A 26807-nucleotide genomic window follows, 5' to 3' on the forward strand; every position below is an offset into this window, starting at 1 on the left:
AGACGGAAAGACCCCGTGAACCTTTACTATAGCTTTGCACTGGACTTTGAATTTGCTTGTGTAGGATAGGTGGGAGGCTTTGAAGCGTGGACGCCAGTCTGCGTGGAGCCAACCTTGAAATACCACCCTGGCAACTTTGAGGTTCTAACTCAGGTCCGTTATCCGGATCGAGGACAGTGTATGGTGGGTAGTTTGACTGGGGCGGTCTCCTCCTAAAGAGTAACGGAGGAGTACGAAGGTGCGCTCAGACCGGTCGGAAATCGGTCGTAGAGTATAAAGGCAAAAGCGCGCTTGACTGCGAGACAGACACGTCGAGCAGGTACGAAAGTAGGTCTTAGTGATCCGGTGGTTCTGTATGGAAGGGCCATCGCTCAACGGATAAAAGGTACTCCGGGGATAACAGGCTGATACCGCCCAAGAGTTCATATCGACGGCGGTGTTTGGCACCTCGATGTCGGCTCATCACATCCTGGGGCTGAAGCCGGTCCCAAGGGTATGGCTGTTCGCCATTTAAAGTGGTACGCGAGCTGGGTTTAGAACGTCGTGAGACAGTTCGGTCCCTATCTGCCGTGGACGTTTGAGATTTGAGAGGGGCTGCTCCTAGTACGAGAGGACCGGAGTGGACGAACCTCTGGTGTTCCGGTTGTCACGCCAGTGGCATTGCCGGGTAGCTATGTTCGGAATAGATAACCGCTGAAAGCATCTAAGCGGGAAACTAGCCTCAAGATGAGATCTCACTGGGACCTTGAGTCCCCTGAAGGGCCGTCGAAGACTACGACGTTGATAGGTGGGGTGTGTAAGCGCTGTGAGGCGTTGAGCTAACCCATACTAATTGCCCGTGAGGCTTGACCATATAACACCCAAGCAATCTGCTTGCTTCGAAAGAAGGGTCAGATTGCGGTGTGTGAAGACGACACACGTCGAAAATTGGCAACACCCACAAATCTATCACATCCCCATTCGCTGGCGCGTGAACCCGCAAGGGCCCACGCGCTGGCTACCGAATTTCTTGACGACCATAGAGCATTGGAACCACCTGATCCCATCCCGAACTCAGCAGTGAAACGATGCATCGCCGATGGTAGTGTGGGGTTTCCCCATGTGAGAGTAGGTCATCGTCAAGATTAAATTCCGAAACCCCTGTCTGCCTACGCAGACAGGGGTTTTGTTTTTGCGATTGCTCAAACACGTTTTCGTTTCTATGCATTAGCAGCACGCATGGCTATTATGCGTGCCTCATTGTTAGGCGATATCCGCATGCTGACGTTGTTAAAGCTTCTTAAGGATGGCAATTTCCATTCGGGGCAAGCCCTGGGCCATGCTCTTGGGGTCAGTCGTAGCGCAGTATGGAAGCAGCTCCAGCAGCTGGAGGCCGAGTTGAACCTCGAGATCCACAAAGTCCGAGGGCGAGGGTACCGCCTGGCTAACCCGATATCTCTACTGGATAGGGATGAAATCTTGAAGGTTGGCTTTTCCCCGAAGTGGCCAACCTTTATTTTTGATTCAGTCGATTCAACCAATGCCGAGGCGATGCGTTCGATTGAGCGCGGTCATGAGATGCCCGTGCTTGTACTGGCTGAGCGGCAAACCGCCGGCAGAGGGCGTCGCGGTCGCAAATGGGTGAGTCCATTCGCCGAGAACATCTACTACAGCCTTGTCTTGAGAGTTGACGGCGGCATGCGCCAGCTTGAGGGCTTGAGCCTGCTTGTGGGGCTCGCTGTAATGCAGACTCTACGGGAGGTAGGAGTCAAGAATGCTGGCTTGAAATGGCCAAATGACATCTTGGTGGGGGTGCGCAAGATTGCGGGCGTGCTGTTGGAGTTGGTGGGGGATCCTGCTGACGTCTGTCACGTTGTAGTGGGAGTTGGCATCAACGTTAACATGCAGGCTGCGCCTGAGGTTGACCAGTTGTGGACTTCGGTTCGACTTGAAACCGGCCGCCTAACGGATCGTAATGATTTAATCGCGCGCCTGAATCGTACGCTCGAAGACTATATAAGCGTTCATCTGAAAAGTGGATTCCCGGCTTTCCAGGCCGAATGGGAGCAAAACCATTTGTGGCAAGGGCGTCCGGTAACACTGCTAGCGGGCGCCAGCAAAGTAGAGGGTGTCGTTTTGGGGGTTGATACGCAAGGTGCGCTGCGGCTGAAAGTAGGTGAGGAAGAAAAGGTTTTCAGTGGTGGCGAGCTCAGTCTGAGGCTGCGTGATGATTCTTGAACTCGATTGTGGAAACAGTTTCATCAAGTGGCGCATAGTCCATCTGGGCAGCTCTACAGTGGTCGCCGGAGGGGTTGTCGATTCCGACGGGGCGTTGCTGCTTGCTCTTCATCAGATCGCTGATTTGAGTCTGGTCAGCTGCAGGCTGGTAAGTGTGCGTAGCAATGAAGAAACAGCCCTGCTTGTTACTGCCCTGGCTAAAGCATTTTCCATAGAGGTCATTTGCGCTGGCTCGGCAAAACATATGGCTGGCGTCACGAATGGCTATGACGAATACGAGCGTTTAGGCCTGGATCGTTGGCTAGCGCTTATTGGTGCCTATCATCTGGCTCGCGGTGCTTGCCTCGTGGTGGATCTAGGCACTGCGATCACGTCAGATTTTGTTTCACCTGATGGGCAGCATCTCGGAGGGTTTATCTGCCCGGGGATGCCGTTGATGCGCAATCAGTTGCGTACTCATACGCGACGTATTCGCTACAACGACACTGCCGCGGAGGAGGAGCTAATCAGTCTCACCCCTGGGCGCTCAACGGCGGAGGCGGTGGAGCGAGGATGTTCATTGATGTTGCAAGGTTTCGTGCTTACCCAGCTGGAGATGGCCAGGGAATATTGGAACGATGATTTCTCTATTTTCGTAACGGGTGGTGATGCGGCGCTAGTCAGTGAGATCTTGCCTGATGCGCGAATGATGCCTGACCTGGTTTTTGTCGGGCTGGCGTTGGCCTGTCCGTTGCCTTGAGGTTCCTATGCGTTGGCTATTTCTTTTGTTATTGATGCTCAATTCCTTTTATTACATATGGCATCAGCAGGAAACGCCTCTGCGGGCCAAGGAAGTTATCTCTCTATCGTTGTACCGAGGTACACAGCAAGATATTCGACTGCTGAGTGAGTCTGATCCTGCGCGCGAAGGCCTTTCGGCTCCGCGTGAGGGCGAAGAAAAATGCCTTTATCTGGGCGGCTTCACTCGTCAGGAGGATGCTCGCCTGGTTGAGCAACGCTTGACCAGTCTGGACATACAGTCACAGTTCCAGTCTCTTGAAAGGGGGGCTGCAGCCAGTTATTGGGTGAAGATTGCGCCTGTCAGTCGACGACTTGTCGATGATGGTCTGATTCGTGGGCTTGTTCAGGATTTTTCCCAGTTAAAAAACAAAATAATGTCTTGTGAGGGCATTGCAACCACGGACTAGTTTGCATAGAATGGCGCCCGCTTCGCAGTGTGACGTTAATAACGTTTAGCTGCTCAGCAGTTGTCAGCGAATGTAACCTCAGGTTTTTAATGAGAAAAAGGTTGACAGAAGGGTGGCATAAGTTGAAAATGCTGCCTCGTTCAGGAGGGGTTCCCGAGCGGCCAAAGGGATCAGACTGTAAATCTGACGTCTACGACTTCGAAGGTTCGAATCCTTCCCCCTCCACCAAATTTGAGCGTGAGCAACAAGCTCTGCGGGTATAGTTTAGTGGTAGAACCTCAGCCTTCCAAGCTGATGATGCGGGTTCGATTCCCGCTACCCGCTCCAGATTTGTTGTTCGTGCGAAGTGTTTTGCTCTTGTAGCTCAGTTGGTAGAGCACACCCTTGGTAAGGGTGAGGTCAGCAGTTCGAATCTGCTCAAGAGCTCCATTACTAAGGCAGATATGAAAATATCTGCCTTTGTTTTAAGTGGTCAAGCTTAATTCTTCAATGGGAGGCAGTGTCGATGGCTAAGGAAAAGTTCGAACGTAAAAAGCCGCACTTGAACGTTGGCACTATCGGTCACGTTGACCATGGCAAGACTACGTTGACTGCAGCTCTGACCAAAGTATGCGCTGAAGCATTCGGTGGTTCCGCTCGTGACTTCTCTCAGATCGACAACGCTCCGGAAGAAAAGGCGCGTGGTATCACGATCAACACGTCTCACGTTGAGTATGATTCTGCAATCCGTCATTACGCTCACGTTGACTGCCCAGGCCACGCTGACTATGTGAAGAACATGATCACCGGTGCTGCGCAGATGGATGGTGCGATCCTGGTTTGCTCCGCTGCTGATGGTCCGATGCCTCAGACTCGCGAGCACATCCTGCTGTCCCGCCAGGTTGGCGTCCCGTACATCGTTGTCTTCCTGAACAAGGCTGACATGGTTGACGATGCCGAGTTGCTGGAGCTGGTTGAGATGGAAGTGCGTGATCTGTTGAGCAGTTACGATTTTCCGGGCGATGACACTCCGATCATTGTCGGTTCGGCGCTGATGGCGCTGAACGGTAAAGATGAAAACGAAATGGGCGTTTCTGCCGTTCGTAAGTTGGTTGATACCCTGGATAGCTATATTCCAGAGCCGGAGCGCGCAATCGACAAGCCGTTCCTGATGCCGATCGAAGACGTGTTCTCGATCTCTGGTCGTGGCACTGTGGTAACTGGTCGCGTTGAGCGTGGGATTGTCAGGATCCAGGAAGAAATCGAGATTATCGGTATCGTTCCTACGACCAAGACGACCTGCACTGGTGTTGAAATGTTCCGCAAGCTGCTCGACGAAGGTCGTGCAGGTGAGAACGTCGGCGTTCTGTTGCGCGGCACTAAGCGTGATGATGTTCAGCGTGGTCAGGTCCTGGCCAAGCCGGGCAGCGTCAAGCCGCACACAAAGTTCGAAGGCGAGGTTTACATTCTGAGCAAGGAAGAGGGCGGTCGTCATACGCCGTTCTTCAAAGGCTACCGTCCGCAGTTCTACTTCCGTACGACTGACGTGACTGGTAACTGCGAATTGCCAGAAGGCATTGAAATGGTAATGCCTGGTGACAACGTGAAAATGCTTGTCACTCTGATTCAACCGATTGCGATGGAAGATGGTTTGCGTTTCGCTATCCGTGAGGGCGGTCGTACCGTCGGCGCTGGTGTCGTAGCCAAAATCATCGAGTAAGTTGTTGAAAAACTCTTGTTGGGCCGGCATAATGGTCGGCCTAATTTTGCTTTTAGGTCAGTAGCTCAATTGGCAGAGCGACGGTCTCCAAAACCGTAGGTTGGGGGTTCGATTCCCTCCTGACCTGCCAGATTCACTCGGTGTTAATCTGGCTTTCTTTTCACAGGATCCTCGTAGATGAATCCCAAGGCTGAAGCCCAAGACTCTCGCTTTGACCTGCTTAAGTGGCTGTTGGTAGTCGTTTTGGTGGTTGTAGGTGTTGTCGGCAATCAGTACTACTCAGCGGAACCGATCCTGTACCGCGTGCTTGTATTGCTTGCTATTGCCGCTGCTGCTGCGTTTGTTGGTTTGCAGACGGGCAAAGGTAAAGCTTTCTTCGTGTTGGCAAAGGAAGCTCGTACCGAGATTCGTAAAGTCGTTTGGCCTACCCGCCAAGAAACTACGCAGACCACATTGATTGTCGTGGCTGTTGTGTTGGTTATGGCGCTGCTGCTGTGGGGCTTAGACTCCCTGCTCGGTTGGCTTGTTTCTTTGATTGTTGGCTAAGGGTGTCCCGTGGCTAAGCGTTGGTACGTAGTGCATGCTTACTCGGGTTACGAGAAGCATGTCATGCGCTCACTGGTAGAGCGTGTGAAGCTGGCTGGCATGGAAGATGGCTTTGGCGAAATTCTGGTTCCCACTGAAGAAGTGGTTGAAATGCGTAATGGCCAGAAACGCAAAAGCGAGCGCAAATTCTTCCCAGGTTATGTGTTGGTGCAGATGGACATGAACGAGGGTACTTGGCACTTGGTCAAGGATACTCCTCGTGTGATGGGCTTCATCGGCGGTACTGCCGATAAGCCGGCACCGATTACTGATAAAGAGGCAGAAGCAATTCTGCGTCGCGTCGCTGATGGTAGCGATAAGCCGAAGCCAAAAACGTTGTTCGAGCCAGGTGAAGTTGTTCGTGTCACTGATGGTCCGTTCGCTGATTTTAACGGCACGGTTGAAGAAGTTAACTACGAAAAGAGCCGTATCCAAGTGGCTGTGCTCATTTTCGGTCGCTCTACTCCAGTAGAGCTAGAGTTCAGCCAGGTCGAAAAGGCATAGCTGAACAAGAATCCCATACCCCGCAGCCTTAGGCTGTGGGGTTTTTTCGTCACTGGGATAAACGCGCAAGTAACCGGGGAGCCTTTTTAGGCGTCTGAACCCGTAATTGGAGTGCCTCATGGCCAAGAAAATTACCGCTTACATCAAGCTGCAAGTGAAGGCCGCTCAGGCTAACCCAAGCCCGCCTGTTGGTCCTGCACTGGGTCAGCACGGCGTGAACATCATGGAATTCTGCAAGGCTTTCAACGCCCGTACTCAGGGTATTGAGCCAGGCCTGCCGACTCCTGTGATCATCACTGTCTACAGCGACCGTAGCTTCACCTTCGAAACCAAAAGCACCCCTGCTTCAGTTCTGCTGAAGAAAGCTGCTGGTTTGACTAGCGGTTCCGCTCGTCCAAACACCGTTAAGGTTGGCACCGTTACCCGTGCTCAGCTGGAAGATATCGCTAAAGCAAAAAATGCGGATCTGACTGCAGCTGATATGGAAGCAGCCGTGCGTACCATCGCCGGTTCTGCTCGTAGCATGGGCCTTAACGTGGAGGGTGTGTAATGGCTAAGCTGACTAAGCGCCAAAAGGCAATCGCCGGCAAAATCGAAGCAGGCAAGGCCTACAACTTCGTTGATGCTGCTGCACTGCTGACTGAACTGTCGACCGTTAAATTCAGCGAGTCCGTGGACGTTGCTGTGAATCTCGGCGTTGACCCGCGTAAATCTGACCAGGTTGTTCGTAGCGCTACTGTGCTGCCACACGGCACTGGCAAGACTGTTCGCGTTGCAGTATTCACCCAGGGTCCAGCTGCTGAAGCCGCTCTGGCTGCCGGCGCTGATCGCGTTGGTATGGACGACCTGGCTGCCGAAATGAAAGCCGGCAACCTGAACTTCGACGTGGTTATCGCCTCCCCGGACGCGATGCGTGTTGTTGGTCAGTTGGGTCAGATCCTCGGCCCGCGTGGCCTGATGCCTAACCCTAAAGTCGGTACCGTTACTCCAGACGTAGCCACTGCGGTCAAGAACGCGAAGGCTGGTCAGGTTCGTTATCGCACCGACAAAAACGGCATCATCCACACTTCCGTTGGCAAAGTCGGTTTCGACGCTGTCAAGCTGAAGGAAAACGTTGAAGCGCTGATCGCTGATTTGAAGCGTATCAAGCCAGCTTCTTCGAAAGGTATTTACGTCAAGCGCGTTACCCTGAGCACCACTATGGGCCCAGGTCTGGTCATCGACCAAGGCTCGCTGGACGCGTAAGACAAAGTGGGTGCAGGTGACTGCATCCATGAAAAATTGGGGTCCCTGCCTGGCGGGGGCTATCCAAGACCGTAGGCGGCGCAAGTCTTAAACCTCAAGCCTACGCAGATGGTGCTCCCGGTTCCTTACCGAATCAGACACCAAAACGACATCCGGCCTCGGCTGGATGAAACGGTAACAAGCAGGAGTTAAACCCGTGGCAATTAAACTTGAAGACAAGAAGGCCATCGTCGCTGAAGTCAACAAGGCTGCCCAAGTTGCTCTGTCCGCTGTCGTGGCTGATGCCCGTGGCGTAACAGTAGGCGCTATGACCGGACTCCGTAAAGAGGCTCGTGAAGCTGGCGTTTACGTACGTGTTGTACGTAACACCCTGCTCAAGCGCGCCGTTGCCGGCACTCAATATGACGTGCTCAACGACGTGTTCACCGGCCCGACCCTGGTTGCATTTTCCAACGAACATCCTGGCGCTGCTGCCCGTTTGTTCAAGGAATTCGCCAAAGGTCAGGATAAGTTCGAGATCAAGGCAGCTGCGTTCGAGGGCAAGTTCCTCGCAGCTAACCAGATCGACGTACTGGCAACTCTGCCGACCCGTAACGAAGCAATTTCTCAGCTGATGAGCGTGATCCAAGGCGCAACCAGCAAATTGGCTCGTACTCTGGCGGCTATTCGCGACCAAAAAGAAGCTGCAGCAGCCTAAGGCTCGGCACCTCCTTTCGCGTTTTTTGTTTATTTCGATGGTCGCGTAGGCCGTCCACCCAATACAGGAAATTAGAGTCATGTCTCTGACTAACGAGCAAATCCTTGAAGCAATCGGCGCGAAATCCGTTATGGAAATCGTTGAACTGATCAAGGCAATGGAAGAGAAGTTCGGCGTTACCGCTGCTGCTGCTTCCGCAGGTCCAGCTGCTGTTGCAGCCGTTGTTGAAGAACAGACTGAATTCAACGTTATGTTGACCGAAACTGGCGAGAAAAAAGTTAACGTGATCAAGGCTGTACGTGAACTGACTGGCCTGGGCTTGAAAGAAGCCAAAGCTGTAGTTGACGGCGCGCCAGGCATGGTTCTGGAAGCAGTATCGAAAGACGCTGCTGACAAAGCCAAAGCTGTGCTGGAAGAAGCAGGCGCTAAAGTCGAGCTGAAGTAAGCATCGACTTTGCGTCTCCAGCCCGAGCGTTAAGCGAAAGGCTGATGGCTGGTGGCTCTTGCCACCGGCCTTTTTCCGTTATAGATGGCTGACCTGGTCGGCCTCTGTAACGTGTAAGAACCACCCGATGCGGTGGTGCAAACCAAGGGGTTTGCACGATTTTCTGGCTGCTCCCGTCGGGAGGAGCCAAACAAGCAGGTGACCAAGCTGGGGAACGCTGATGGCTTACTCATATACTGAGAAAAAACGTATCCGCAAGGACTTTAGCAAGTTGCCGGACGTGATGGATGTGCCGTATCTCCTGGCCATCCAGCTGGATTCGTATCGCGAATTCTTGCAAGCGGGAGCGACCAAAGATCAGTTCCGCGACGTCGGTCTGCATGCAGCCTTCAAATCCGTTTTCCCGATCATCAGCTACTCCGGCAATGCTGCGCTGGAGTATGTGGGTTATCGCTTGGGCGAACCGGCATTTGATGTCAAGGAGTGCGTGCTGCGCGGCGTGACTTACGCTGTGCCTTTGCGGGTCAAGGTCCGTTTGATCATTTTCGACAAAGAATCGTCGAACAAAGCGATCAAGGACATCAAAGAGCAAGAAGTCTACATGGGTGAAATCCCCCTGATGACTGAAAACGGTACCTTCGTAATCAACGGTACCGAGCGCGTTATCGTTTCCCAGTTGCACCGTTCCCCGGGCGTGTTCTTCGACCACGACCGCGGCAAGACGCACAGCTCCGGTAAGCTGCTTTATTCCGCGCGTATCATTCCTTATCGCGGCTCGTGGCTGGACTTCGAGTTCGACCCGAAAGACTGCGTGTTCGTCCGTATCGACCGTCGTCGCAAGCTGCCTGCGTCCGTATTGTTGCGCGCACTCGGCTACACGACTGAACAAGTGCTCGATGCGTTCTACACCACCAACGTTTTCCATGTGCAAGGTGAAAACCTCAACCTGGAACTGGTGCCGCAGCGCCTGCGTGGCGAAATTGCCGTTCTGGACATCCTGGACGACAAGGGCAAGGTTATCGTTGAGCAAGGCCGTCGGATTACCGCTCGCCATGTAAACCAGATGGAAAAAGCCGGGATCAAAGAGCTGGAAGTGCCTCTGGACTATGTCCTGGGCCGCACTACCGCCAAGGTTATCGTGCACCCGGCTACCGGCGAAATCATTGCCGAATGCAACACCGAGCTGAACACCGAGATTCTGGCAAAAATCGCCAAGGCTCAGGTTGTCCGCATCGAAACGTTGTACACCAACGATATCGATTGTGGTCCGTTCGTCTCGGATACGCTGAAGATCGACTCCACCAGCAACCAATTGGAAGCGCTGGTCGAGATCTATCGCATGATGCGTCCTGGTGAGCCACCGACCAAAGATGCAGCCGAAACGCTGTTCAACAACCTGTTCTTCAGCCCTGAGCGTTATGACCTGTCTGCGGTCGGCCGGATGAAGTTCAACCGTCGTATCGGTCGCACCGAAATCGAAGGTTCGGGCGTGTTGTGCAAAGAAGATATCGTTGCCGTCCTCAAGACGCTGGTCGATATCCGTAACGGCAAAGGCATCGTCGACGACATCGACCACTTGGGTAACCGTCGTGTTCGCTGTGTTGGCGAGATGGCTGAAAACCAGTTCCGCGTTGGCCTGGTACGTGTAGAGCGTGCGGTCAAAGAGCGTCTGTCGATGGCAGAAAGCGAAGGCCTGATGCCTCAGGACCTGATCAACGCCAAGCCAGTTGCGGCAGCGGTCAAAGAGTTCTTCGGTTCCAGCCAGCTTTCCCAGTTCATGGACCAGAACAACCCGCTGTCCGAGATCACCCACAAGCGTCGTGTCTCCGCACTCGGCCCTGGTGGTCTGACTCGTGAGCGTGCTGGTTTCGAAGTTCGTGACGTACACCCGACTCACTACGGTCGTGTATGCCCGATTGAAACGCCGGAAGGTCCGAACATCGGCCTGATCAACTCCCTGGCCGCCTATGCGCGTACCAACCAGTACGGCTTCCTCGAAAGCCCGTACCGTGTGGTTAAAGACGCATTGGTGACTGACGAGATCGTGTTCCTGTCGGCTATCGAAGAGGCGGATCACGTCATCGCTCAGGCATCGGCAACGATGAATGAAAGCGGTCACCTGATCGACGAATTGGTTGCGGTACGTCACCTCAATGAATTCACCGTCAAGGCGCCTGAAGACGTCACCTTGATGGACGTTTCGCCGAAGCAGGTAGTTTCGGTTGCAGCCTCGCTGATTCCGTTCCTCGAGCACGACGACGCCAACCGTGCGTTGATGGGTTCGAACATGCAGCGTCAGGCAGTACCGACCCTGCGTTCCGACAAGCCGCTGGTCGGCACCGGGATGGAGCGTAACGTTGCTCGTGACTCCGGCGTTTGCGTCGTGGCTCGTCGTGGCGGCGTGATCGACTCGGTCGATGCCAGCCGTATCGTGGTTCGTGTTGCTGATGATGAAGTTGAAACCGGTGAAGCCGGTGTCGACATCTACAACCTGACCAAATACACCCGCTCCAACCAGAACACCTGCATCAACCAGCGTCCGCTGGTGAGCAAGGGCGATCGGGTTGAGCGCAGCGACATCATGGCTGACGGTCCGTCCACCGATATGGGTGAACTGGCGCTGGGTCAGAACATGCGTATCGCGTTCATGGCATGGAACGGTTACAACTTCGAAGACTCCATTCTCCTTTCCGAGCGTGTTGTTCAAGAAGACCGTTTCACCACGATCCACATTCAGGAACTGACCTGTGTGGCACGTGACACCAAGCTTGGGCCTGAGGAAATCACTGCAGACATCCCTAACGTGGGTGAAGCTGCACTGAACAAGCTTGATGAAGCCGGTATCGTTTATGTAGGTGCTGAAGTTGGCGCGGGCGACATCCTGGTTGGTAAAGTCACTCCGAAAGGCGAGACCCAGCTGACTCCGGAAGAAAAACTGCTGCGTGCGATCTTCGGTGAGAAAGCGAGCGACGTTAAGGACACTTCCCTGCGTGTACCAACTGGTACCAAGGGCACTGTCATCGACGTTCAGGTGTTCACTCGTGACGGCGTTGAGCGTGATGCTCGTGCACTGTCCATCGAGAAAACCCAGCTCGACGAAATCCGTAAGGATTTGAATGAAGAGTTTCGTATCGTTGAAGGCGCTACTTTCGAACGTCTGCGTTCCGCTCTGGTTGGCCGCAAGGCTGAAGGCGGCGCAGGTCTGAAGAAAGGTCAGGACATCACCGACGAAATCCTCGACGGTCTTGAGCATGGTCAGTGGTTCAAACTGCGCATGGTTGAAGATGCTCTGAACGAGCAACTCGAGAAAGCTCAGGCTTACATCGTTGATCGTCGCCGTCTTCTGGACGACAAGTTCGAAGACAAGAAGCGCAAGCTGCAACAGGGCGATGACCTGGCACCTGGCGTTCTGAAAATCGTCAAGGTTTACCTGGCAATCCGTCGTCGCATCCAACCGGGCGACAAGATGGCCGGTCGTCACGGTAACAAGGGTGTGGTCTCCGTGATCATGCCAGTTGAAGACATGCCGCATGATGCCAATGGCACACCTGTGGATATCGTCCTCAACCCGTTGGGCGTACCTTCGCGTATGAACGTCGGTCAGATCCTTGAAACCCACCTCGGCCTTGCGGCCAAGGGCTTGGGCGAGAAGATCAATCGCATGCTTGAAGAACAGCGTAAAGTCGCAGACTTGCGCAAGTTCCTGAACGAGATCTACAACGAAATCGGCGGTCGCCAGGAAAGCCTGGAAGATCTCTCCGACAAGGAAATCCTGGATCTCGCGAAGAACCTTCGCGGCGGCGTTCCGATGGCAACTCCGGTGTTCGATGGTGCCAAGGAAAGCGAAATCAAGGCCATGCTGAAACTGGCAGATATGCCAGAAAGCGGCCAGATGCAGCTGTTCGATGGTCGTACCGGCAACAAGTTTGAGCGCCCGGTCACCGTTGGCTACATGTACATGCTGAAGCTGAACCACTTGGTGGACGACAAGATGCACGCGCGTTCCACTGGTTCTTACAGCCTGGTTACCCAGCAGCCGCTGGGTGGTAAGGCTCAGTTCGGTGGTCAGCGTTTCGGGGAGATGGAAGTGTGGGCGCTGGAAGCATACGGCGCGGCTTACACTCTGCAAGAAATGCTCACAGTGAAGTCGGACGATGTGAACGGTCGGACCAAGATGTACAAAAACATCGTGGACGGCGATCACCGTATGGAGCCGGGCATGCCCGAGTCCTTCAACGTGTTGATCAAAGAAATTCGTTCGCTCGGTATCGATATCGATCTGGAAACCGAATAACACGTGACGCGAATCGGGGGCAGGGCGGTATTGCCTGCTCCCTGCTCCGCCAGGAGGAAAGGCCTTGAAAGACCTATTGAATTTGCTGAAAAACCAGGGTCAAGTCGAAGAGTTCGACGCCATCCGTATTGGATTGGCATCGCCTGAGATGATCCGTTCGTGGTCGTTCGGTGAAGTTAAAAAACCGGAAACCATCAACTACCGTACGTTCAAGCCTGAGCGTGACGGCCTGTTCTGCGCCAAGATCTTTGGCCCGGTCAAGGATTACGAGTGCTTGTGCGGTAAGTACAAGCGCCTGAAGCACCGTGGTGTGATCTGCGAGAAGTGCGGCGTTGAAGTCGCGCTGGCAAAAGTTCGTCGCGAGCGTATGGCTCACATCGAACTGGCCTCGCCAGTTGCCCACATATGGTTCCTGAAGTCCCTGCCGTCCCGTATCGGCTTGCTGATGGACATGACCCTGCGTGATATCGAGCGCGTTCTCTACTTCGAGAGCTATGTCGTTATCGATCCAGGCATGACCACCCTTGAGAAAGGGCAGTTGCTCAACGATGAGCAGTACTTCGAAGCGCTCGAAGAGTTCGGTGATGATTTCGACGCCCGTATGGGTGCTGAAGCTGTCCGTGAACTGCTGCACGCTATCGACCTGGAGCACGAGATTGGCCGCCTGCGTGAAGAAATTCCGCAAACCAACTCCGAAACCAAAATCAAGAAGCTGTCCAAGCGCTTGAAGTTGATGGAAGCCTTCCAGGGTTCCGGCAACCTTCCTGAGTGGATGGTGCTGACCGTTCTGCCGGTTCTACCGCCAGATCTGCGTCCACTGGTCCCGCTTGATGGTGGTCGTTTCGCGACATCCGACCTCAACGATCTGTATCGTCGAGTGATCAACCGTAACAACCGTTTGAAGCGCCTGCTCGATCTGTCCGCGCCGGACATCATCGTGCGCAACGAAAAACGTATGTTGCAGGAAGCGGTCGATGCCTTGCTCGACAACGGTCGTCGTGGTCGTGCTATCACGGGTTCCAACAAGCGTCCTCTGAAATCCCTGGCTGACATGATCAAGGGTAAGCAGGGTCGTTTCCGTCAGAACTTGCTCGGTAAGCGTGTTGACTACTCCGGTCGTTCGGTAATCACCGTAGGCCCGACCCTGCGTCTGCATCAGTGCGGTCTGCCAAAGAAAATGGCTCTCGAGCTGTTCAAACCGTTCATTTTCGGCAAGTTGGAAATGCGTGGCCTGGCCACCACCATCAAAGCCGCGAAGAAAATGGTTGAGCGCGAGCTGCCTGAGGTTTGGGACGTTCTCGCTGAAGTGATTCGCGAACACCCGGTCCTCCTCAACCGTGCACCGACCCTTCACCGTCTGGGTATCCAGGCGTTTGAACCGGTTCTGATCGAAGGTAAAGCCATCCAGCTTCACCCGCTGGTCTGCGCCGCGTACAACGCCGACTTCGACGGCGACCAAATGGCCGTTCACGTACCGTTGACGCTGGAAGCCCAGCTCGAAGCGCGTGCGTTGATGATGTCGACCAACAACATTCTGTCGCCAGCCAACGGTGAGCCAATCATCGTTCCGTCGCAGGACGTTGTATTGGGTCTGTACTACATGACTCGTGAAGCGATCAACGCCAAAGGCGAAGGTCGCGTGTTCGCGGATCTGCAGGAAGTTGACCGTGTATTCCGCGCCGGCGAAGCTGCGCTGCATGCCAAAGTCAAAGTCCGCATCCACGAAACGGTCAACGATCGTGATGGTGGCAGCGTCAAGAACACTCGTATCGTGGACACCACTGTCGGCCGTGCGCTGTTGTTCCAGGTGGTTCCGGCCGGCCTGTCGTATGACGTGGTCAACCAGCCGATGAAGAAAAAGGCGATCTCCAAGCTGATCAACCAGTGCTACCGCGTGGTTGGTTTGAAAGAGACCGTTATTTTTGCTGACCAGCTGATGTACACCGGTTTTGCCTACTCGACGATTTCGGGTGTTTCCATCGGTGTTAACGACTTCGTTATCCCTGATGAAAAAGCTCGCATCATCGATGCTGCTACCGAAGAAGTTAAAGAGATCGAAAGTCAGTACGCCTCAGGCCTGGTAACCCAGGGCGAGAAGTACAACAAGGTGATCGACCTTTGGTCCAAGGCCAACGACGAAGTCTCCAAGGCGATGATGTCGAACCTCTCGAAAGAGAAAGTCATTGACCGTCATGGCGTCGAAGTTGACCAGGAATCCTTCAACTCGATGTACATGATGGCTGACTCCGGCGCCCGGGGTTCTGCTGCACAGATTCGTCAGCTCGCGGGTATGCGTGGTTTGATGGCCAAGCCGGACGGCTCGATCATCGAAACGCCGATCACTGCGAACTTCCGTGAAGGTTTGAGCGTACTTCAGTACTTCATCTCTACTCACGGTGCTCGTAAAGGTTTGGCGGATACCGCGTTGAAAACGGCGAACTCCGGTTATCTGACTCGTCGTCTGGTAGACGTGGCTCAGGATCTGGTGGTTACAGAAGTCGACTGTGGTACTGAACACGGTCTGCTGATGACGCCGCACATTGAAGGCGGCGACGTTGTTGAGCCATTGGGCGAGCGCGTATTGGGTCGAGTTATCGCCCGTGACGTGTTCAAGCCGGGTACCGATGACATCATCGTTCCTGCTGGCACTCTGGTTGACGAGAAGTGGGTCGAATTCATCGAGCTGAACAGCATCGACGAAGTGATCGTGCGTTCGCCGATCAGCTGCGAAACCCGCTACGGCATTTGTGCCAAGTGCTACGGCCGTGATTTGGCTCGTGGGCATCAGGTCAACATCGGTGAAGCGGTCGGCGTTATCGCCGCTCAGTCCATCGGTGAGCCGGGTACACAGCTGACCATGCGTACGTTCCACATCGGTGGTGCGGCAAGCCGGACCTCCGCTGCTGACAGCGTTCAGGTGAAGAATGGCGGTACCGTCCGTCTGCATAACCTGAAGCACGTTGAGCGAGTGGATGGTTGCCTGGTAGCGGTGTCCCGTTCTGGTGAGCTGGCTATCGCTGATGACTACGGTCGTGAGCGCGAGCGTTACAAGCTGCCGTACGGTGCTGTGATTTCGGTTAAAGAAGGTGACAAGGTCGACGCTGGCGCAATCGTGGCCAAGTGGGACCCGCACACTCACCCAATCGTTACCGAAATGAAAGGTACCGTGACCTACGTGGGCATGGAAGAAGGCATCACGATCAAGCGTCAGACAGACGAATTGACCGGTATGACCAACATCGAAGTACTCGATGCCAAAGACCGTCCAGCAGCCGGTAAAGATATCCGTCCTGCCGTTAAGATGGTTGGCGTGGATGGCAAGGATCTGCTGCTGCCAGGTACCGACGTACCGGCTCAGTACTTCCTGCCAGCCAACGCTCTGGTCGGTGTAGCGGATGGTGTGCAGGTTGCGATCGGTGATGTTATCGCTCGTATCCCGCAAGAAACTTCGAAAACTCGCGACATCACCGGTGGTCTGCCACGCGTTGCCGACTTGTTCGAAGCGCGTCGTCCGAAAGAAGCCTCGATTCTGGCTGAAGTCAGCGGCACCATCGCGTTCGGTAAAGAGACCAAGGGCAAACGCCGTCTGGTCATTACCCCGAACGATGGCAGCGATCCGTACGAAGAGCTGATTCCAAAGTGGCGTCACCTGAACGTCTTCGAAGGCGAGCAAGTGAACCGCGGCGAAGTTATCTCCGACGGTCCAAGCGATCCACACGACATCCTGCGTTTGCTGGGTGTGAGTGCGCTGGCCAAGTACATCGTCAACGAGATCCAGGACGTTTACCGTCTACAAGGCGTGAAGATCAACGATAAGCACATCGAAACGATTCTTCGTCAGATGCTGCGTAAAGTTGAGATCGCTGAATCTGGCGATTCGACCTTCATCAAGGGCGACCAGATGGAATTGACGCACGTTCTGGTAGAGAACGAGCGCCTGAGCGCGGACGAGAAATTCGTTTCCAAGTTCACTCGTGTGTTGCTGGGTATTACCAAGGCATCGCTGTCCACCGAGTCGTTCATCTCGGCGGCCTCCTTCCAGGAGACCACTCGCGTACTGACCGAAGCGGCTGTGACTGGGAAGCGCGATTACCTGCGCGGCCTGAAAGAGAACGTGGTCGTGGGTCGTTTGATCCCGGCCGGTACCGGTCTGGCTTATCACAGCGAGCGTAAGCGTCGTCGTGAAGCAGACAAACCGTTGCGTGTTAGCGCGAGTGAAGTGGAAGCTGCACTGACCGAAGCGTTGAACTCCAGCGGTAATTGAGAGTAGAGCCCCGGCCCTCCCGGCCAAAGGACAGCAAGCTTGATGTTGCTGTCCTGATGATCGGGGAGGCTGGGGCTTTGCCTTGACTGGGGACAGGATCCTCTTTAGACTCTTGTACCCCTAAATTTGGCGGGACTGATGTCCTGCCATCTTGCTTTTTCGTAAAGCAATAGCGTCGAAAGACAACAGTGGAGCTTAAGATGGCAACTATCAACCAGCTGGTACGTCAGCCGCGTAAGCGTATCGTCGAGAAATCCGACGTACCTGCGCTGCAGAACTGCCCGCAACGTCGTGGCGTGTGCACTCGCGTGTATACAACTACGCCGAAAAAACCTAACTCGGCACTGCGTAAAGTATGCCGTGTGCGCCTGACCAACGGTTTCGAGGTTTCCTCGTACATCGGTGGTGAAGGTCACAACCTGCAAGAGCACAGCGTCGTACTGATCCGTGGCGGTCGTGTAAAAGACTTGCCAGGTGTTCGTTACCACACCGTTCGTGGCTCCCTGGATACTTCCGGCGTTAAAGGTCGTAACCAAGGTCGCTCGAAATACGGTACCAAGCGTCCGAAGAAGTAATTGGTCGCTTAGCAACAAATTGCAGATTTCTATTTTTCTGAGTCGATAAGAGTAAGGTCGGACGTGCCTCGCAAGAGCGCAGTGGTTCCGAGCTAACCTGAAGACCGTTTGAGGGCTTATCCATGCCAAGAAGACGCGTAGCAGCCAAGCGCGATGTGCTTGACGATCCAAAATACGGCAGCCAGATTCTGGCCAAGTTCATGAACCACGTTATGGAAAGCGGCAAGAAAGCCGTTGCCGAACGTATCGTTTATGGCGCGCTGGAAAAAGTTAAAGAACGCAAGAACAGCGACCCCCTGGAAATCTTCGAGAAAGCTCTCGACGCCATCGCTCCGCTGGTCGAAGTGAAGTCGCGCCGTGTAGGCGGTGCTACTTACCAGGTTCCGGTCGAAGTTCGCCCGTCCCGTCGTAATGCTTTGGCAATGCGTTGGTTGGTAGACTTCGCGCGCAAGCGCGGCGAAAAGTCTATGGCTCTGCGTTTGGCTGGCGAATTGCTGGACGCTGCTGAAGGTAAAGGTGCTGCAGTTAAGAAGCGTGAAGACGTGCACCGTATGGCTGAAGCCAACAAGGCTTTCTCGCACTACCGCTTCTAATTTTAGCGTCACTAATTTTGCGAGGGCTTTATGGCTCGTACTACTCCGATTAACCGCTACCGTAACATTGGTATCGTGGCTCACGTGGATGCTGGTAAAACCACCACCACCGAGCGCGTCCTTTTTTACACTGGCGTAAACCACAAAATGGGCGAGGTGCATGACGGCGCCGCGACCATGGACTGGATGGTGCAGGAGCAGGAGCGTGGTATCACTATCACCTCCGCTGCGACCACGGCCTTCTGGTCGGGTTCTGCCAAGCAATTCGACAAGTATCGCTTCAACATCATCGATACCCCTGGCCACGTTGACTTCACTATTGAAGTAGAGCGTTCGCTGCGTGTACTCGATGGTGCTGTCGTTGTGTTCTGCGGCACCTCGGGTGTCGAGCCGCAATCGGAAACCGTATGGCGTCAAGCCAACAAATACGGCGTTCCACGTCTTGTTTACGTAAACAAGATGGACCGTGCTGGCGCGAACTTCCTGCGTGTAGTTGCTCAGATCAAGCAGCGCCTGGGCCATACTCCGGTGCCTATCCAGTTGGCTATCGGTTCAGAAGATAACTTCCAGGGTCAGATCGATCTGATCAACATGGAAGCCGTCTACTGGGATGACGCTGACAAGGGCATGGCTCCTCGTCGCGAAGCAATTCCGGCGGACATGCTTGAGCTGGCTGAAGAGTGGCGCAGCAACATGGTTGAGGCTGCTGCCGAAGCCAACGAAGAGCTGATGAACAAGTACCTCGAGGGTGAGGAATTGACCATCGAAGAGATCAAGGGTGCTCTGCGTCAGCGTACTATCGCTGGTGAGATCGTTCTTGCTGTCTGCGGTTCTTCCTTCAAGAACAAGGGCGTTCCCCTGGTTCTTGACGCCGTTATCGATTACCTGCCGGCTCCAGTCGACATTCCAGCCATCAAGGGTTCCGACCCGGATGATGAGGAAGTCGCAATGGAGCGTCATGCAAATGACGACGAACCGTTCTCGGCTCTGGCATTCAAAATTGCTACCGACCCATTCGTGGGTACTTTGACTTTCGTGCGCGTTTACTCGGGCGTGTTGAGCTCCGGCGACGGCGTGGTCAACTCGGTCAAGGGCAAGAAAGAGCGTGTTGGTCGTATGGTGCAAATGCATGCGAACACCCGTGAAGAGATCAAGGAGGTTCGCGCTGGCGACATCGCGGCCCTGATCGGTATGAAGGACGTCACCACGGGTGACACCCTTTGCTCGGCCGACAAGCCGATCATCCTTGTTCGTATGGACTTCCCGGAGCCGGTTATCTCGGTTGCTGTTGAGCCAAAGACCAAGGATGACCAGGAAAAAATGGGTATCGCTCTGGGCAAGCTTGCTCAGGAAGATCCATCTTTCCGCGTCAAGACTGATGAAGAGACTGGTCAAACGATCATCTCTGGCATGGGCGAGTTGCACCTGGACATCCTGGTAGACCGGATGCGCCGTGAGTTCAACGTCGAAGCCAACATCGGTAAGCCGCAGGTTTCCTATCGTGAAAAAATCACGAAGGCCTGTGAGATCGAAGGCAAGTTCGTTCGCCAGTCCGGCGGTCGTGGTCAGTTCGGCCACTGCTGGATTCGTTTTGCACCGGCTGACGAAGGTCAGGAAGGTCTGCAATTCGTGAACGAAGTAGTGGGTGGTGTGGTTCCTAAGGAATTCATCCCGGCTATCCAGAAGGGTATCGAAGAGCAGATGAAGAACGGCGTTGTTGCCGGCTATCCGCTGATCGGCCTGAAGGCTACTGTGTTCGATGGTTCTTACCACGACGTCGACTCCAACGAGATGGCGTTCAAGGTAGCTGCTTCCATGGCGACCAAGCAGCTTGCTACCAAAGGTGGTGGTGTCCTGCTTGAGCCGGTCATGGCTGTGGAGGTTGTTACGCCTGAGGACTATATGGGTGACGTGATGGGTGACCTGAACCGTCGTCGCGGCATGATCTTGGGTATGGAAGACACGGTTTCCGGCAAAGTGATTCGCGCCGAGGTTCCGTTGGGTGAGATGTTCGGTTATGCGACCGACGTTCGCTCCATGTCCCAGGGTCGCGCAAGCTACTCTATGGAATTCAAAAAATACGATACCGCTCCGTCGCATGTCGTCGAAGCTGTTACTAAAAAACAAGGCTGATTCAGCCCCTTTAGGCTAGGAGTTAATTGTCGTGGCTAAAGAAAAATTTGAACGTAGCAAACCACACGTAAACGTCGGCACCATCGGTCACGTTGACCATGGTAAAACCACGCTGACCGCAGCTCTGACTCGCGTGTGCTCCGAAGTATTCGGTAGCGCCATGGTTGCTTTCGACAAGATCGACAGCGCGCCGGAAGAAAAGGCTCGTGGTATCACCATCAACACTGCGCACGTTGAGTACAACTCGGCGATTCGTCACTACGCTCACGTTGACTGCCCAGGTCACGCTGACTATGTGAAGAACATGATCACCGGTGCTGCGCAGATGGACGGCGCTATCCTGGTTTGCTCCGCTGCTGACGGCCCTATGCCACAGACTCGCGAGCACATCCTGTTGTCCCGTCAGGTTGGCGTTCCGTACATCGTTGTCTTCCTGAACAAAGCTGACATGGTTGACGACGCTGAGTTGCTGGAACTGGTTGAGATGGAAGTGCGCGATCTGCTGAGCACTTACGACTTCCCGGGCGATGACACTCCGATCATCATCGGTTCTGCGCTGATGGCGTTGAATGGTCAAGACGACAACGAAATGGGCACCACTGCCGTTCGTAAACTGGTTGAAACTCTGGATACTTACATTCCGGATCCGGTTCGCGTAATCGACAAGCCATTCCTGATGCCAATCGAAGACGTATTCTCGATCTCCGGTCGTGGCACCGTGGTAACTGGTCGTATCGAGCGTGGCATCGTTAAGGTTCAGGATGCACTGGAAATCGTTGGTCTGCGTGACACTACTGTCACCACCTGCACTGGTGTTGAAATGTTCCGCAAGCTGCTCGACGAAGGTCGTGCTGGCGAGAACTGCGGCGTGCTGCTGCGCGGCACCAAGCGTGACGACGTTGAGCGTGGCCAGGTACTGGTCAAGCCGGGTTCGGTTAAGCCGCACACCACGTTCGAAGCTGAAGTCTACATTCTGAGCAAAGAAGAAGGCGGTCGTCATACTCCGTTCTTCAAAGGCTACCGTCCACAGTTCTACTTCCGTACAACTGACGTGACCGGTAACTGCGAATTGCCAGAAGGCGTTGAAATGGTAATGCCAGGCGATAACATCAAAATGGTCGTTACTCTGATCAAGACCATCGCAATGGAAGACGGTCTGCGTTTCGCTATTCGTGAAGGCGGTCGTACCGTCGGCGCTGGCGTCGTAGCCAAGATCATCGCGTAATCGATGACCTGTTAAAAAGCCCCCGCTTGCGGGGGCTTTTTTATTGGGTTGACACCCTACGGGAGCGTCTATAGAATTGCGCCTCCTTTTAACGGGCGTATTGCGCTCGGTGGGAATAGCAGCTGGGAGTCTGAAATCCAATGCAAAATCAGCAAATCCGTATCAGGTTGAAGGCTTTTGACCATCGACTGATCGACCAATCCACCCAGGAAATCGTGGAAACCGCGAAACGTACTGGTGCACAGGTGCGTGGTCCGATTCCACTTCCTACCCGTAAAGAACGGTTCACTGTTCTGGTTTCTCCGCACGTCAACAAAGACGCGCGCGACCAGTATGAGATCCGTACTCATAAGCGTGTTCTGGATATCGTCCAGCCAACGGATAAAACCGTTGATGCTCTTATGAAGCTTGATCTTGCGGCCGGTGTGGAAGTACAGATCAGCCTCGGCTAAGACTCGGGTCTTAGTCGTGTAACGCTCTGAAATGGGCGGCCATAGCGGGTGAAAGCCCCGTACACTCATGAGGTTTACAACATGACTATTGGTGTAGTCGGTCGTAAATGCGGTATGACCCGTATTTTCACCGAAGAAGGTGTCTCCATTCCGGTTACGGTCATTGAGATCGAGCCGAATCGCGTCACTCAGTTCAAAACCGAAGAAACCGATGGCTATCGTGCAGTGCAAGTCACTGTCGGTGTGCGTCGTGCTTCGCGCGTGACTGCTGCTCAAGCAGGTCACTTCGCAAAAGCGAACGTTGCCGCTGGTCGCGGTGTTTGGGAGTTCCGTCTTGAAGAAGGCGACTACCAGGCTGGCGATCTGATCAATGCGGAAATCTTCGCCGCTGGTCAACTGGTCGATGTGACCGGTCAGTCCAAGGGTAAAGGCTTCCAGGGTACTATCAAGCGCCACAATTTCCGTGGACAAGATAATACTCACGGTAACTCCGTATCCCACCGCGTCCCAGGCTCTATCGGCCAGTGCCAGACTCCTGGTCGTGTATTCAAGGGCAAAAAAATGTCCGGTCATATGGGCGCTGAGCGCGTGACCGTGCAGTCCCTGGAAGTGGTGCGCGTGGACGCTGAACGCAATCTGTTGTTGGTCAAGGGTGCTGTTCCTGGCGCTACTGGCGGCAACCTGGTTGTACGTCCGGCAGCCAAGGCTCGCGGTTAAGGGGAAGCTGACATGCAATTAAATGTAAATGACGCTCAGGCGATCGAAGTTTCCGAACTGACGTTTGGCGGCGAGTTCAACGAGACGCTGGTTCACCAAGCAGTCGTGGCCTACATGGCCGGCGGCCGTCAAGGTAGCAAGGCGCAAAAGACCCGTTCCGACGTTTCTGGTGGCGGTAAGCGCCCATGGCGTCAGAAGGGTACTGGCCGTGCTCGTGCCGGTACTATCCGTAGCCCAATCTGGCGTGGCGGTGGTACCACTTTCGCAGCGCGTCCACAGGACCACTCTCAGAAGCTCAACAAGAAGATGTATCGCGCAGCACTGCGCTCCATCCTTGCCGAGCTGGTTCGTACTGATCGTCTGGTCGTGGTTCAGGACTTCGCTGTTGAAGCACCGAAAACCAAAGATCTGCTGAACAAGTTGAATGGCATGGGTCTGACTGATGTTCTGATCGTGTCTGATGCTGTTGACCAGAATCTGTACCTGGCTGCTCGCAACCTGCCGCACGTAGATGTACGTGATGTTCAAGGTTCCGATCCAGTTAGTCTGATCGCATACGACAAAGTGTTGATCACTGTGTCGGCCGTGAAGAAATTCGAGGAGCTGCTGGGATGAACCAGGAACGCGTATTTAAAGTTCTACTTGGCCCGCACGTTTCCGAGAAGGCCACGGTTCTGGCTGACAAGAAAGGCCAGTTCGTTTTCAAGGTTGCTACTGATGCAACCAAGCTGGAAATCAAGAAGGCCGTCGAAAGCCTGTTCAGCGTGAAAGTGGAGCGTGTTACTACCCTGAATGTTCTGGGTAAGAGCAAACGCACTGCTCGCGGTCTGGGCAAGCGTAATGACTGGAAGAAGGCAGTTATCTCCCTTCAGCCAGGCCAAGATCTCGATTTCAGCAGCAGTGCTGAGTAAGGAAGGGGTGCATCATGGCAATCGTTAAATGCAAACCGACTTCCCCTGGCCGCCGTTTCGTGGTCAAGGTGGTCAACCAGGAGCTGCATAAAGGCGCTCCTCACGCACCGCTGCTCGAGAAGAAATCGAAGACTGGTGGTCGTAACAACAATGGCCGTATTACCACTCGTCACATCGGTGGTGGTCATAAGCAGCATTATCGTCTGGTCGATTTCCGTCGTAACGACAAAGATGGCATCGCTGCCACCGTTGAGCGTATCGAATACGATCCAAACCGTACTGCTCACATCGCACTGCTGCTGTACGCAGATGGCGAACGCCGTTACATCATCGCCCCTAAAGGCGTGAGTGCTGGCGACCAGCTGATCGCAGGTGCTTTGGCGCCGATCAAGCCGGGCAACGCTCTTCAACTGCGTAACATTCCAGTTGGTAGCACCGTACACGGCATCGAATTGAAGCCGGGTAAAGGCGCGCAAATCGCTCGTTCCGCTGGTGCATCTGCTCAGCTGGTAGCGCGTGATGGTGTCTATGTGACCCTGCGTCTGCGCTCTGGTGAAATGCGTAAAGTATTGGCTGAATGCCGTGCAACGCTTGGCGAAGTCTCGAACTCCGAGCACAGCCTGCGTTCGCTGGGTAAAGCTGGTGCCAAACGCTGGCGTGGCGTTCGCCCAACCGTTCGTGGTGTTGCCATGAACCCGGTTGACCACCCACATGGTGGTGGTGAAGGTCGTACCTCTGGTGGTCGTCATCCGGTATCGCCGTGGGGCTTCCCGACTAAGGGCGCGAAGACTCGTGGTAATAAGCGTACCGACAAAATGATCGTCCGTCGTCGCAAGTAAATAGAGGGATACGACAGTGCCACGTTCTCTGAAAAAAGGTCCTTTTATTGATCTTCACCTACTGAAGAAGATCGAAGTGGCGGCGGAAAAGAACGATCGCAAACCAGTTAAGACCTGGTCGCGCCGTTCTATGATCCTGCCACAAATGGTCGGTTTGACCATTGCAGTGCATAACGGTCGTCAACATGTCCCAGTTCTCGTGAACGAAGACATGGTCGGCCATAAACTAGGCGAGTTTGCCGGTACCCGCACTTATCGTGGGCACGTGGCAGACAAGAAAGCCAAGCGTTAAGGGGTAAGGAACGATGGAAGTAGCCGCTAAGTTGTCGGGCGCTCGAATCTCCGCCCAGAAAGCCCGCTTGGTCGCCGACCAGATCCGCGGGAAGAAGGTGGGCGAAGCGCTCAACCTGTTGGCTTTCAGCAGTAAGAAAGCCGCCGAGATCCTGAAAAAAGTGCTGGAGTCGGCCGTAGCCAACGCCGAGCATAACGAAGGCGCAGACGTTGATGACCTTAAGGTCTCCACCGTTTTCGTCAACGAAGGGCGTTCGCTGAAGCGCATCATGCCGCGTGCCAAAGGCCGCGCTGATCGCATCGTCAAGCGGTCTTGCCATATCACTGTCAAGGTTGCTGACAAGTAACGGAGTCGAAGAGATGGGTCAGAAAGTACATCCCATTGGCATTCGCCTGGGAATCGTCAAGGAGCACACCTCCGTCTGGTACGCAGACGGTCGGACTTATGCGGACTATTTGTTCGCTGATCTGAAGGTGCGCGAGTATCTCCAAGACAAACTAAAAAGCGCGTCCGTAAGCCGTATCGATATCCATCGTCCGGCTCAGACTGCACGTATCACCATCCACACCGCTCGTCCCGGCATCGTGATCGGCAAGAAAGGTGAAGATGTTGAGAAACTGCGTCAGGACCTGACCAAGCAAATGGGTGTGCCTGTGCACATCAATATCGAAGAGATCCGCAAGCCGGAACTCGACGGTATGCTGGTTGCGCAGAGCGTAGCTCAGCAGCTGGAGCGTCGTGTAATGTTCCGTCGCGCTATGAAGCGCGCTGTACAGAACGCCATGCGCATTGGTGCCAAAGGCATCAAAATCCAAGTGAGCGGTCGTCTCGGCGGTGCTGAAATCGCACGTACTGAATGGTATCGCGAGGGTCGTGTGCCACTGCACACCCTGCGTGCTGACATCGACTATGCCAACTACGAAGCTCACACCACTTATGGTGTGATCGGTGTAAAGGTTTGGATCTTCAAAGGCGAAGTAATTGGTGGTCGCCAAGAAGAGCTGAAACCACAAGCACCAGCGCCTCGTAAAAAAGCTGCTAAGTAAGGGGTACGCCAAATGTTGCAACCAAAGCGTACGAAGTTCCGCAAGCAGATGACAGGCCACAACCGTGGCTTGGCTCAGCGCGGTAGCAAAGTCAGCTTCGGCGAATATGCGCTGAAGTCTGTTGCTCGTGGTCGTCTCACCGCTCGTCAGATTGAGTCAGCGCGTCGTGCACTGACCCGTCACGTTAAACGTGGCGGCAAAATCTGGATCCGTGTATTCCCGGACAAGCCTGTCACCAAAAAGCCACTCGAAGTTCGGATGGGTAAAGGTAAGGGTAACGTGGAGTACTGGGTTGCCCAGATTCAGCCAGGCAAAGTCCTGTATGAAATCGAGGGTGTTACTGAAGAGCTGGCGCGTGAGGCTTTCGCCCTGGCTGCTGCAAAGCTGCCACTCGCCACCTCCTTTGTTAAACGGACGGTGATGTGATGAAAGCGAATGAACTTCGTGAAAAATCAGCACAGCAGCTGAACGAGCAACTGCTCGGCCTGCTGCGCGACCAGTTCAATCTGCGTATGCAGAAAGCAACTGGCCAGTTGGGGCAGTCTCACCTGCTCTCGCAAGTTAAACGTGACATCGCTCGCGTGAAGACTGTGCTTAACCAGCAGGCAGGTAAGTGATCATGGCTGAAGCCGAAAAAACCGTCCGTACGCTGACTGGCCGTGTTGTCAGCGACAAGATGGACAAGACCATCACCGTTCTGATCGAGCGTCGCGTAAAGCACCCGATCTACGGTAAATACGTTAAGCGTTCGACTAAGCTGCACGCGCACGACGAAACCAATCAGAGCCACATCGGCGACAAAGTCACGATTCGTGAAACTCGTCCGGTAGCCAAGACCAAGTCTTGGGCGCTGGTTGAAATTCTCGAACGCGCTGTGGAAGTCTAAG

General features: G+C 54.3%; 27 protein-coding genes, 4 tRNA genes and 2 rRNA genes (1 of these 33 cut by a window edge). All 33 read left to right on the top strand.

Going from position 1 to position 26807, the window contains the following annotated elements; translation table 11 throughout:
• A 23S ribosomal RNA gene (locus tag AC1MEE_RS28210) occupies positions 1 to 853 on the top strand (it extends 2038 nt beyond the left edge of the window).
• Positions 854 to 1008: 155 nt separating this feature from the next.
• Positions 1009 to 1124, top strand: a 5S ribosomal RNA gene (gene rrf, locus AC1MEE_RS28215).
• Between the two features lie 133 nt (positions 1125 to 1257).
• Positions 1258 to 2217, top strand: coding sequence for a bifunctional biotin--[acetyl-CoA-carboxylase] ligase/biotin operon repressor BirA (gene birA / locus AC1MEE_RS28220; RefSeq protein WP_480416364.1), 960 nt, complete (start codon positions 1258 to 1260; stop codon positions 2215 to 2217).
• The gene (locus tag AC1MEE_RS28225; protein ID WP_480412747.1) at positions 2207 to 2956 is read left to right on the top strand and encodes a pantothenate kinase; all 750 of its coding nucleotides are present in this window, start codon (positions 2207 to 2209) and stop codon (positions 2954 to 2956) included. The genes birA and AC1MEE_RS28225 overlap by 11 nt, the downstream gene beginning before the upstream one ends.
• Before the next feature lie 7 nt (positions 2957 to 2963).
• Positions 2964 to 3404: a hypothetical protein gene (locus tag AC1MEE_RS28230; protein ID WP_480412748.1), complete on the top strand. Its 441-nt coding sequence runs from the start codon at positions 2964 to 2966 to the stop codon at positions 3402 to 3404.
• Positions 3405 to 3547: 143 nt separating this feature from the next.
• A tRNA-Tyr gene (locus AC1MEE_RS28235) sits at positions 3548 to 3632 on the top strand.
• Between the two features lie 25 nt (positions 3633 to 3657).
• Positions 3658 to 3731, top strand: a tRNA-Gly gene (locus AC1MEE_RS28240).
• A gap of 26 nt (positions 3732 to 3757) precedes the next feature.
• A tRNA-Thr gene (locus AC1MEE_RS28245) sits at positions 3758 to 3833 on the top strand.
• 76 nt (positions 3834 to 3909) lie between these two features.
• A complete protein-coding gene (tuf, locus tag AC1MEE_RS28250) occupies positions 3910 to 5103 on the top strand; it encodes an elongation factor Tu (RefSeq protein ID WP_480412749.1) in 1194 nt (397 codons plus the stop codon).
• A gap of 54 nt (positions 5104 to 5157) precedes the next feature.
• Positions 5158 to 5233 (top strand) — tRNA-Trp (locus AC1MEE_RS28255).
• 47 nt (positions 5234 to 5280) lie between these two features.
• Positions 5281 to 5649, top strand: coding sequence for a preprotein translocase subunit SecE (secE, locus tag AC1MEE_RS28260; RefSeq protein ID WP_480412750.1), 369 nt, complete (start codon positions 5281 to 5283; stop codon positions 5647 to 5649).
• Positions 5650 to 5658: 9 nt separating this feature from the next.
• Complete coding sequence (gene nusG, locus AC1MEE_RS28265) at positions 5659 to 6192, top strand: transcription termination/antitermination protein NusG (protein WP_003317113.1); 534 nt, start codon at positions 5659 to 5661, stop codon at positions 6190 to 6192.
• Positions 6193 to 6310: 118 nt separating this feature from the next.
• Positions 6311 to 6742, top strand: a complete 432-nt coding sequence (rplK, locus tag AC1MEE_RS28270) for a 50S ribosomal protein L11 (RefSeq protein ID WP_002555500.1) — start codon at positions 6311 to 6313, stop codon at positions 6740 to 6742.
• A complete protein-coding gene (gene rplA, locus AC1MEE_RS28275; protein ID WP_480412751.1) occupies positions 6742 to 7437 on the top strand; it encodes a 50S ribosomal protein L1 in 696 nt (231 codons plus the stop codon). Before rplK ends, rplA begins: the two co-directional genes overlap by 1 nt.
• Before the next feature lie 196 nt (positions 7438 to 7633).
• Positions 7634 to 8134 (top strand): 50S ribosomal protein L10, encoded by a 501-nt coding sequence (gene rplJ, locus AC1MEE_RS28280; RefSeq protein ID WP_480412752.1) that lies wholly within the window; start codon positions 7634 to 7636, stop codon positions 8132 to 8134.
• 79 nt (positions 8135 to 8213) lie between these two features.
• Entirely contained in the window at positions 8214 to 8579 is a 366-nt protein-coding gene (gene rplL, locus AC1MEE_RS28285) for a 50S ribosomal protein L7/L12 (protein ID WP_480412753.1), read from the top strand.
• 220 nt (positions 8580 to 8799) lie between these two features.
• Entirely contained in the window at positions 8800 to 12873 is a 4074-nt protein-coding gene (rpoB, locus tag AC1MEE_RS28290) for a DNA-directed RNA polymerase subunit beta (protein ID WP_480412754.1), read from the top strand.
• A gap of 64 nt (positions 12874 to 12937) precedes the next feature.
• The gene (gene rpoC / locus AC1MEE_RS28295; protein ID WP_480412755.1) at positions 12938 to 17137 is read left to right on the top strand and encodes a DNA-directed RNA polymerase subunit beta'; all 4200 of its coding nucleotides are present in this window, start codon (positions 12938 to 12940) and stop codon (positions 17135 to 17137) included.
• A gap of 200 nt (positions 17138 to 17337) precedes the next feature.
• On the top strand, positions 17338 to 17712 hold the full coding sequence (gene rpsL / locus AC1MEE_RS28300) for a 30S ribosomal protein S12 (RefSeq protein ID WP_213879453.1): 375 nt from the start codon (positions 17338 to 17340) through the stop codon (positions 17710 to 17712).
• 122 nt (positions 17713 to 17834) lie between these two features.
• Positions 17835 to 18305: a 30S ribosomal protein S7 gene (gene rpsG / locus AC1MEE_RS28305; protein WP_019824369.1), complete on the top strand. Its 471-nt coding sequence runs from the start codon at positions 17835 to 17837 to the stop codon at positions 18303 to 18305.
• 30 nt (positions 18306 to 18335) lie between these two features.
• Entirely contained in the window at positions 18336 to 20438 is a 2103-nt protein-coding gene (gene fusA / locus AC1MEE_RS28310; protein WP_480412756.1) for an elongation factor G, read from the top strand.
• Between the two features lie 31 nt (positions 20439 to 20469).
• Positions 20470 to 21663 carry an elongation factor Tu gene (tuf, locus tag AC1MEE_RS28315; RefSeq protein WP_480412757.1) on the top strand — a complete coding sequence of 398 codons (1194 nt, stop codon included), beginning with the start codon at positions 20470 to 20472 and terminating at the stop codon, positions 21661 to 21663.
• A gap of 140 nt (positions 21664 to 21803) precedes the next feature.
• Positions 21804 to 22115 (top strand): 30S ribosomal protein S10, encoded by a 312-nt coding sequence (rpsJ, locus tag AC1MEE_RS28320; protein WP_003186070.1) that lies wholly within the window; start codon positions 21804 to 21806, stop codon positions 22113 to 22115.
• 81 nt (positions 22116 to 22196) lie between these two features.
• A complete protein-coding gene (rplC, locus tag AC1MEE_RS28325) occupies positions 22197 to 22832 on the top strand; it encodes a 50S ribosomal protein L3 (protein WP_480412758.1) in 636 nt (211 codons plus the stop codon).
• A gap of 12 nt (positions 22833 to 22844) precedes the next feature.
• Entirely contained in the window at positions 22845 to 23447 is a 603-nt protein-coding gene (rplD, locus tag AC1MEE_RS28330; RefSeq protein ID WP_449640033.1) for a 50S ribosomal protein L4, read from the top strand.
• Complete coding sequence (gene rplW / locus AC1MEE_RS28335) at positions 23444 to 23743, top strand: 50S ribosomal protein L23 (protein WP_002555488.1); 300 nt, start codon at positions 23444 to 23446, stop codon at positions 23741 to 23743. Before rplD ends, rplW begins: the two co-directional genes overlap by 4 nt.
• Before the next feature lie 14 nt (positions 23744 to 23757).
• Complete coding sequence (gene rplB, locus AC1MEE_RS28340) at positions 23758 to 24582, top strand: 50S ribosomal protein L2 (RefSeq protein WP_480412759.1); 825 nt, start codon at positions 23758 to 23760, stop codon at positions 24580 to 24582.
• A 16-nt stretch (positions 24583 to 24598) separates the two neighbouring features.
• Complete coding sequence (rpsS, locus tag AC1MEE_RS28345) at positions 24599 to 24874, top strand: 30S ribosomal protein S19 (RefSeq protein WP_002555486.1); 276 nt, start codon at positions 24599 to 24601, stop codon at positions 24872 to 24874.
• Positions 24875 to 24887: 13 nt separating this feature from the next.
• Positions 24888 to 25220 (top strand): 50S ribosomal protein L22, encoded by a 333-nt coding sequence (gene rplV, locus AC1MEE_RS28350; protein WP_002555485.1) that lies wholly within the window; start codon positions 24888 to 24890, stop codon positions 25218 to 25220.
• Between the two features lie 13 nt (positions 25221 to 25233).
• Complete coding sequence (gene rpsC / locus AC1MEE_RS28355; protein WP_003176422.1) at positions 25234 to 25920, top strand: 30S ribosomal protein S3; 687 nt, start codon at positions 25234 to 25236, stop codon at positions 25918 to 25920.
• 12 nt (positions 25921 to 25932) lie between these two features.
• Entirely contained in the window at positions 25933 to 26346 is a 414-nt protein-coding gene (gene rplP / locus AC1MEE_RS28360; RefSeq protein ID WP_095080428.1) for a 50S ribosomal protein L16, read from the top strand.
• A complete protein-coding gene (rpmC, locus tag AC1MEE_RS28365; protein ID WP_002555481.1) occupies positions 26346 to 26537 on the top strand; it encodes a 50S ribosomal protein L29 in 192 nt (63 codons plus the stop codon). Before rplP ends, rpmC begins: the two co-directional genes overlap by 1 nt.
• A 2-nt stretch (positions 26538 to 26539) precedes the next feature.
• Positions 26540 to 26806 (top strand): 30S ribosomal protein S17, encoded by a 267-nt coding sequence (gene rpsQ / locus AC1MEE_RS28370; RefSeq protein WP_322166331.1) that lies wholly within the window; start codon positions 26540 to 26542, stop codon positions 26804 to 26806.
• Position 26807 lies beyond the last annotated feature (1 nt).

This window comes from Pseudomonas sp. ASL3 (assembly GCF_056680425.1).

Excerpts from the sequence above, each read along its gene's own strand:
- birA (WP_480416364.1), top strand. The coding sequence starts at position 1,258 with ATGCTGACGTTGTTAAAGCTTCTTAAGGATGGCAATTTCCATTCGGGG.
- AC1MEE_RS28225 (WP_480412747.1), top strand. The coding sequence starts at position 2,207 with ATGATTCTTGAACTCGATTGTGGAAACAGTTTCATCAAGTGGCGCATA.
- AC1MEE_RS28230 (WP_480412748.1), top strand. The coding sequence starts at position 2,964 with ATGCGTTGGCTATTTCTTTTGTTATTGATGCTCAATTCCTTTTATTAC.
- tuf (WP_480412749.1), top strand. The coding sequence starts at position 3,910 with ATGGCTAAGGAAAAGTTCGAACGTAAAAAGCCGCACTTGAACGTTGGC.
- secE (WP_480412750.1), top strand. The coding sequence starts at position 5,281 with ATGAATCCCAAGGCTGAAGCCCAAGACTCTCGCTTTGACCTGCTTAAG.
- rplK (WP_002555500.1), top strand. The coding sequence starts at position 6,311 with ATGGCCAAGAAAATTACCGCTTACATCAAGCTGCAAGTGAAGGCCGCT.
- rplA (WP_480412751.1), top strand. The coding sequence starts at position 6,742 with ATGGCTAAGCTGACTAAGCGCCAAAAGGCAATCGCCGGCAAAATCGAA.
- rplL (WP_480412753.1), top strand. The coding sequence starts at position 8,214 with ATGTCTCTGACTAACGAGCAAATCCTTGAAGCAATCGGCGCGAAATCC.
- rpoB (WP_480412754.1), top strand. The coding sequence starts at position 8,800 with ATGGCTTACTCATATACTGAGAAAAAACGTATCCGCAAGGACTTTAGC.
- rpsL (WP_213879453.1), top strand. The coding sequence starts at position 17,338 with ATGGCAACTATCAACCAGCTGGTACGTCAGCCGCGTAAGCGTATCGTC.
- rpsG (WP_019824369.1), top strand. The coding sequence starts at position 17,835 with ATGCCAAGAAGACGCGTAGCAGCCAAGCGCGATGTGCTTGACGATCCA.
- fusA (WP_480412756.1), top strand. The coding sequence starts at position 18,336 with ATGGCTCGTACTACTCCGATTAACCGCTACCGTAACATTGGTATCGTG.
- rpsJ (WP_003186070.1), top strand. The coding sequence starts at position 21,804 with ATGCAAAATCAGCAAATCCGTATCAGGTTGAAGGCTTTTGACCATCGA.
- rplC (WP_480412758.1), top strand. The coding sequence starts at position 22,197 with ATGACTATTGGTGTAGTCGGTCGTAAATGCGGTATGACCCGTATTTTC.
- rplD (WP_449640033.1), top strand. The coding sequence starts at position 22,845 with ATGCAATTAAATGTAAATGACGCTCAGGCGATCGAAGTTTCCGAACTG.
- rplW (WP_002555488.1), top strand. The coding sequence starts at position 23,444 with ATGAACCAGGAACGCGTATTTAAAGTTCTACTTGGCCCGCACGTTTCC.
- rplB (WP_480412759.1), top strand. The coding sequence starts at position 23,758 with ATGGCAATCGTTAAATGCAAACCGACTTCCCCTGGCCGCCGTTTCGTG.
- rplV (WP_002555485.1), top strand. The coding sequence starts at position 24,888 with ATGGAAGTAGCCGCTAAGTTGTCGGGCGCTCGAATCTCCGCCCAGAAA.
- rpsC (WP_003176422.1), top strand. The coding sequence starts at position 25,234 with ATGGGTCAGAAAGTACATCCCATTGGCATTCGCCTGGGAATCGTCAAG.
- rplP (WP_095080428.1), top strand. The coding sequence starts at position 25,933 with ATGTTGCAACCAAAGCGTACGAAGTTCCGCAAGCAGATGACAGGCCAC.
- rpmC (WP_002555481.1), top strand. The coding sequence starts at position 26,346 with ATGAAAGCGAATGAACTTCGTGAAAAATCAGCACAGCAGCTGAACGAG.
- rpsQ (WP_322166331.1), top strand. The coding sequence starts at position 26,540 with ATGGCTGAAGCCGAAAAAACCGTCCGTACGCTGACTGGCCGTGTTGTC.